The 6,559-nt window shown below is 31.9% G+C and carries 7 protein-coding genes and 1 riboswitch; of the genes, 4 read left to right on the plus strand and 3 right to left on the minus strand.

What is annotated here, in order from left to right; all coding sequences use genetic code 11:
- The first annotated feature begins 32 nt into the window (after nucleotides 1-32).
- A riboswitch (cobalamin riboswitch) is annotated at nucleotides 33-217 on the plus strand.
- A 112-nt stretch (nucleotides 218-329) separates the two neighbouring features.
- A complete protein-coding gene (locus OF897_RS16170; RefSeq protein WP_267266710.1) occupies nucleotides 330-713 on the plus strand; it encodes an acyl-CoA thioesterase in 384 nt (127 codons plus the stop codon).
- An 87-nt stretch (nucleotides 714-800) separates the two neighbouring features.
- Here the strand turns inward: OF897_RS16170 and OF897_RS16175 are convergent, their stop codons facing one another.
- The 3 genes from OF897_RS16175 to OF897_RS16185 form a co-directional block, all read right to left on the minus strand.
- Nucleotides 801-1,706 carry a T9SS type A sorting domain-containing protein gene (locus tag OF897_RS16175; RefSeq protein WP_267266711.1) on the minus strand — a complete coding sequence of 302 codons (906 nt, stop codon included), beginning with the start codon at nucleotides 1,704-1,706 and terminating at the stop codon, nucleotides 801-803.
- A 142-nt stretch (nucleotides 1,707-1,848) separates the two neighbouring features.
- Nucleotides 1,849-2,439 (minus strand): HD domain-containing protein, encoded by a 591-nt coding sequence (locus tag OF897_RS16180; protein WP_267266712.1) that lies wholly within the window; start codon nucleotides 2,437-2,439, stop codon nucleotides 1,849-1,851.
- A complete protein-coding gene (locus OF897_RS16185) occupies nucleotides 2,439-3,107 on the minus strand; it encodes an XAC2610-related protein (RefSeq protein ID WP_267266713.1) in 669 nt (222 codons plus the stop codon). The genes OF897_RS16180 and OF897_RS16185 overlap by 1 nt, the downstream gene beginning before the upstream one ends.
- Nucleotides 3,108-3,383: 276 nt before the next feature.
- Between OF897_RS16185 and OF897_RS16190 the strand changes: the two genes are divergently transcribed.
- The 3 genes from OF897_RS16190 to OF897_RS16200 all read left to right on the plus strand — a co-directional run bounded on the left by OF897_RS16190 (nucleotide 3,384) and on the right by OF897_RS16200 (nucleotide 6,434).
- On the plus strand, nucleotides 3,384-3,713 hold the full coding sequence (locus tag OF897_RS16190; protein ID WP_267266714.1) for a PadR family transcriptional regulator: 330 nt from the start codon (nucleotides 3,384-3,386) through the stop codon (nucleotides 3,711-3,713).
- An 11-nt stretch (nucleotides 3,714-3,724) separates the two neighbouring features.
- A complete protein-coding gene (locus OF897_RS16195) occupies nucleotides 3,725-5,440 on the plus strand; it encodes a PspC domain-containing protein (RefSeq protein ID WP_267266715.1) in 1,716 nt (571 codons plus the stop codon).
- A gap of 397 nt (nucleotides 5,441-5,837) precedes the next feature.
- On the plus strand, nucleotides 5,838-6,434 hold the full coding sequence (locus OF897_RS16200) for a 1-acyl-sn-glycerol-3-phosphate acyltransferase (protein WP_267266716.1): 597 nt from the start codon (nucleotides 5,838-5,840) through the stop codon (nucleotides 6,432-6,434).
- Nucleotides 6,435-6,559 lie beyond the last annotated feature (125 nt).

The raw sequence follows: 6,559 nt of genomic DNA on the forward strand, positions 1-6,559 counted from the left end.
GAATTAAGCTTTTAGGGAAAACCTTTTGCTTTTTACTTTTCAGGAAATTGGGTTTTGCTTAACGCAGATTAAAAGGGAATCGTGTGAAAATCACGTACTGTCGCGCAACTGTAAGTAACCAAAGTCTTTATAAAAAACCACTGTTTCGTATAAAAACGAAATGGGAAGGAATAAAGATGTTACAAGTCAGGAGACCTGCCTATTTCTTTAGACAAAAACTTTCGCGATTTGAAGTTTATTGATCTTATAGTTTTTCGGGAATTTATGTTCCTGAATTATTCTGTGGATTCATATAATATTTCATTTTCGCTTTAATTTAATAATGAAATATGACTACAGAAGAAAGAATTCAATCATCGGAAACCCGAATTTTCAAAGCCGTTTTCCCAAATACAACCAATCATTATGACACCCTTTTCGGAGGAACTGCGATGCAATTGATGGATGAGGTTGCGTTTATTACCGCTACAAGATTTGCTAGAAAACGCGTAGTAACTGTAAGCAGCGACAAAATTGATTTTAAAAAACCAATTCCTGCCGGAACGATTGTAGAATTAATCGGAAAAGTTTCTCACGTTGGAAATACAAGTATGAAAGTAAGCGTAGAAATCTACACCGAGCAAATGTATTCTTATGAAAGAGAAAAAGCGATTGTGGGAGATTTTACTTTTGTGGCAATTGATGAATTTAAGAAACCAATTCAAATTCTATAAATGAAAAAGTTTCGGAAACTTAGGTTTCCGAAACTCAATTTCAAATTATTTTTTTCGCAGTTTCGGTGGATTTTTCCATCGAAATTTTTATTTTTTAATAATTTTTTTGGTGGTAGAAAGCCCTTCTTTATAATTAATTTTAAGCATATAAACTCCAGAAGAAAGTTCTCTTATATCAATCTTATCATTATTTAATGAAAGATTATTTAAAACTTTTCTACCATTTAGATCCAATATATCAACAGAATCAATAGTTAATTTAGTTTTAATTGTTACAAAATCAGATGCAGGATTTGGAGTAATTGAAGCGTCTCCCACTGTTCTTGCATCAGCAACTCCCAAATTCTGAGCAATTAAAGTAAGAATAGCTTTGTATTTCTTTCCTTGAACTTCAGTTGTTGCAGTTGAGTTAGGACCTGTATAGTTTGTTGGTGGATTTAGCGGATCCGGATTAACGGTATCACTTCGATTAATTAATGTAACATCATTAGTATAATCAACAGTTTGATAGAAAGGATAAGTATTACCATTGTGTCCCGCAGCATTTTCATCAACTGTAATTACTAAATTCTGAGTTCCATTATAAGCAAATGGAGTCGCTAAAGTAATGGTAACTTCATTCCCCGTATAAGAAAGAGTTCCTGTCGTTAAAACTTTTTGCTGTTGTGAAACAGGAATCCATCCTGCTCCAGTTGTGCTTACTACATTTTGGAAACTAGTTGCATTTGTATGCCCAATCCAAACATCAACCTGCGCTGTATTGCTTAATGAAGTAATAGGATTTTGCACATAAAATTTTAACTGCTGAATATTCATTGCAGGTCCAATTTCACTTGCCAAATAAATCTGTTGAGACAAACTATATCCATAATAAATAGATATAGGAGTAGACAAACCAACATTCGAGTCCGTTCTGGTTCCCGAACCAATTGTTACTTGTGAATAAAACAAGTTTACCGCTAAAACGGCAATAGAAAGTAGAGTTTTTTTCATAAAATTTAATTAAAATAATTATTAAACAAATATATCAATTTAAAAATGATTAAAAATTAAATAAACAATAGAAGAAATAAATACAATACCATCACCAAATCACATAAAACAGTAAAGCTTTAATAATTCATTAATAAAAAAATTATCTCAAAACTTTCTCATTTTCCAAACTCAAATTCAGCAATGCCTGAAAAGCTTCTCCCATTTCATCGGAAGCTCGGCTGATTGCGTTTTCCAACATATTTCTGATTTGAAGTTCGGTCACTTTAGCTTCAGTCCAGCTTTTTCCGGAAGTGTGAGAATTTAAAATAAAAGGCATAATTCTATCAATTGCACAGGCAAAAATAGCATCAGGAGTTTGTTCTTCTTCAAATTCTAACCAAAGATTGAAAAACTCAGAGCGAAGCGGTTCATCTAAAATTCCGAAAATATTCTGAGCGGAAAGTTTTTCTCTTTCAAATTTCCCAACCATTGCAGCTTCATCGAAAAGGAAAGTATCTCCTGCTTCAATTTCCACCAAATCGTGAATAGAAAGCATTCTGATTACTCTTAACAAGTCGATATCGGCTCTATTTTTAGCGTAAGGAAAAAGAATTTGCGCCAAAATAATAATCTGCCAAGAATGTTCTGCCGTATTTTCTCTTCTGGAATCATCTGCATTATAATTTCTTCTCTGTACATTTTTCAGTGCATCAACTGCAACGATAAAATCGATTTCTTTCTGTATTTTCATTATTTTTCTTTAATATATAGTTCTTTGGGATAGGTTGTGGTTTTTGAAAACCATTTGTAATCTATAAATTCTCTTTTTACGGTAATAACTTTTTTAGGATCTCTTGTATCTTCTTCAAACTCCAAAACTTTAACTAAACCTTTCTTCGGGAAAAATTGATATTCTGAACTAAGATTCCAGCAACAACCATCTTCTTGGTAAGTAATAATTCTTTGACGCTCAGAATTTATTTTAAACATTCCTGGATTTGAACGAACCAAGCTTGTAAAGTCATCATTTAAAACAAATTGTTTCGCAGAATCATTAATATAGACTTCATAGAAAGGATTTTTATTATTGCTGTTTCCGTTTCTAACTGCAACATCATCAATTCCGTCAAAATTAAAATCATCAAAAATAATCGAGTTTTTTAATGAATCGAGAATAGGTTTTCTTATTTCATCAAAATCTAAATAAAAATCATTTGATGATAAAGTCTGATATTTCTTCATCGTCGTTTTATCATAAAGATCTATCGTCGTTTTTCCATTACATTTCTTTTCTCCACAACTTTCGATATTGGCAATCACATTGTATGTTTTGGAAACATTCGGCAGCTCAAAATAATTTTGGGCATTACAAAGCATTCCAAAACATACTAACATTAATAGTAGTTTTCCAGAATTCATTTCGAGTTAATTTAGGTTTTAGTTGATAACAAATATAGAAATTTAGACGTAAAAATTCATCATATTTCTAATATTTAATCAACGGCTAAAATTTAGAATAAAAATTATATACTTGATTTTCAATATTTTAAACTAACTTTAAAAATAATTTCACTACTTTGTATTGCATATTACCATTTTAATTACATATCTTTGTAATGTAAAATCGGAATAGGTTCAACTAGCTAGGAACCAAAACTGAAAATTTATATAACTAATTAACAAAACCCATTAAAGATGAATACCGAAAATACCAAAGCGCAAATGCGAAAAGGGATTCTGGAATTCTGTATTTTAAGCCTCATCAACAATAGAGAAATGTATGTTTCTGACTTGATTGATGAACTGAAAAAAGGAAAACTGGATGTAGTGGAAGGAACCCTCTACCCTCTTTTAACCAGACTGAAAAACGGAGAATTTCTCTCCTACAGATGGGAAGAATCTACAGGAGGACCGCCCAGAAAATATTATCAGATCACAGAAAAAGGCAAAACGTTTTTATCTGAATTACAAAACACCTGGAAAGAATTAACAGATTCTGTAACCCAAATTACTCAAAAACACTAAAAACAAAAGCTATGAACAAGACACTCTCAATAGGACTCGCAGGTTTTTCTTTTACAATAGAAGAACACGCATATATAAAGCTCAGCGACTATCTTAATGCTCTGAGAAATTCTATGGATGCTTCTGAAGCAGATGAGGTAATTCATGATATCGAGATCAGAATTGTTGAAATCTTCAGAGATACTTTAGGAAAACGTGAAGTGATAAATGATACCGATGTAGAAAGAGTAATGGCACAAATCGGTTCTCCAGAAAAAATCGAGGAGCAGGAAGAAGCTTATTATTCTGAAAAAAATACAAAAACAAATTTTTCAGGAACAAGATACAGCGACAAAAGACAATTGTTCCGTGATTCTGAAAGACAAAAAATCGCCGGAGTTTGTGCAGGTTTAGCAGCTTATTTCGGAATAGATATTACGGGAATGAGACTGATCTGGGTTGGAGCATTTATTATCTTATGTTTTGGCGCACCGGTAATGTTATTTATCCCTCTTCTTTATATCATTCTATGGGCAATTTTACCGATCGCTACTACCGCTTCAGATTTTTTGAAAATGAAAGGTAAACCTTTGAATTTTGATAATTTAAAGGAAGAATCTGGCAAAATTGTACAATTCGCCAATGAAACAACAACCAGAGCAGGAGAAATTTTCATTGAAAACAAACCTTATATTGACAATGCAGGAAGCGGAGTTTGGAATGTTTTAAAATATATTATCGGTGGATTCTTCGCATTCATGGCGGTAGGAAGCATTATAGGAGTATTTGTAGTATTCGGACTTTTTGGAATTGACTCAAATTTCCCTGGAGCTAACGAAATGAAGTTTTACTTTGATGACGACGGATTATATAATGTTTTGGCAGCGATCATTGTCGTAGGATCTTTAATTCCGGCTATACTTTTTAGCTTGTTGAGCATTAAAATTTTCTCACCAAAAACTAAATTGAGAAATATAGGTTGGGTTTTAGGCGCTTTATTTTTAACAGTAATTGGATTAGGAACATTCTTCGGATTGAGTATGGCAAAAAGAGAAATGTTTTTCAAAGGTCATAAAGAAGATGTAGAAGAAATTGCCATCAATACAACTTCAGACAGTCTTTATGTAGATGTAAAACAAATCACGATTCCTCAGAACTTTACAGGGTATGATGATGATATTTATTCTGACAAAAAATCGGTGTACGACAGAGATCATATCTATGTAGAAGTGACGAGAAAAGAAAATATTAAAACCCCTTATTTAATCATTAAAAAGGATGCAAAAGGTTATAATATTCCTCTTAACGTAAGTGTTCCGGTAGAGATTGTAGGCAATAAAATCTTACTTCCAAACTACATCAAATATCCTTATGATCACAGAAACAGAAATTATCACGTTGATTATGAATTGGTAATTCCTAAAACCTCAGTTGTGATTTCGTTAAAAGATGACATCAATATAGACGGCGATGCAGATGGAAACGGAATCAATGATAGCGATGAAGACAATTACAACGATGACGAAAACGGAAATATCAGCATTGAAAAAAATAAAATATCAATTAACGGTTCTACTATAGAATACAGCGATAACGATAGAGACAGTGTGATTATCAACGGAAAGAAATATCAAAAAGATGAAGCTAAAAAGATAATGGATACCATGAAGATGAATATTGATAAAATGAAAGATGTTGATATTAAAATAAAAGACGGAAAAAAAGAATTTTCTATTAAAACCAAATAATTAAACTTTAGAGAGTGCAGAAGGTGTGAGTGAATGACAACCGTTTGAAATTCACACTCTTCTTCTCTCAAAAATTTATAAAAAATTTCATTAGAAAGTGTTTTATATAACAAAATCTTTGTATATTCGTATAATCAAATTCCACAAAAAACAAACACAAAAAAATTAAACCATGGTACAAGTAGTTTTAGAAATTGCAGTAAAAATCGCAGATTTAATCAGCAGTTTATTTTAAGAGCGACAATATTTCAATATATTTGTAGAGTATAACCAAAGTTTGGTTATACTTTTTTTGTTTTAAATATAAAATACATGAAATCGCCATGATGAAAAAAAACAAATACTGATAAAGAGGACGCGATAACATATGACCTTTAAAAAACAATAAAATCTACATATGAAAAAACTGATAGGCAGTCTGATACTGAAAATTCTGGGTTGGAAAGTCGTTCTTCAAGGCGACGTTAAAAATCTCGACAGATGTATTCTTGTTGTAGCACCACATACTCACAATATGGAATATCTTTTGGGAAATTTAGCCTATTGGAAATTAGGAAAAAAACTGAAAATAATCATTAAAGATGCTCACACAAAAGCTTGGTACGGCGCAATCGTAAGAAGTTTAGGTGGAATAGGAATCGACAGAAGTCAGAAAAATGATTTGATTAATTTTGTGGCAAATGAATTTAAAAAAGAAGATTTCAGCTTGGTAATTACTCCGGAAGGAACCAGAAGCTGGGTTCCGAAATGGAGAAAAGGTTTTTATCACATGGCTTTGGCGGCAAAAGTTCCTATTGTTTTGGCTGCCGGAGATTTTAAAAGAAATATCGTTTATTTAGGCTACCAGATTCCTTACGAAAGATTAGAAACTGCAACTTTTGCAGAAGTAATGCAGGAAATTCAGGATTATTATATTAAAAACGACATCGGACCAAAAATTCCCGCCAATTGGAATCCCAATTTGATGGGAGAATCTGAAGAAGTTAGAAGTTAGAAGTTAGAAGTTAGAAGTTAGAAGTTAGAAGTTAGAAGCAAAATTACTTCTTACTTTTTATTTCAAAAAATCATTCATTACCAATTACTTATTACCCATAGAAATGTATATTAAAGATAAAACCA

It is taken from the genome of Chryseobacterium formosum, from assembly GCF_026460885.1.
Classification (GTDB): Bacteria; Bacteroidota; Bacteroidia; order Flavobacteriales; family Weeksellaceae; genus Chryseobacterium; species Chryseobacterium formosus.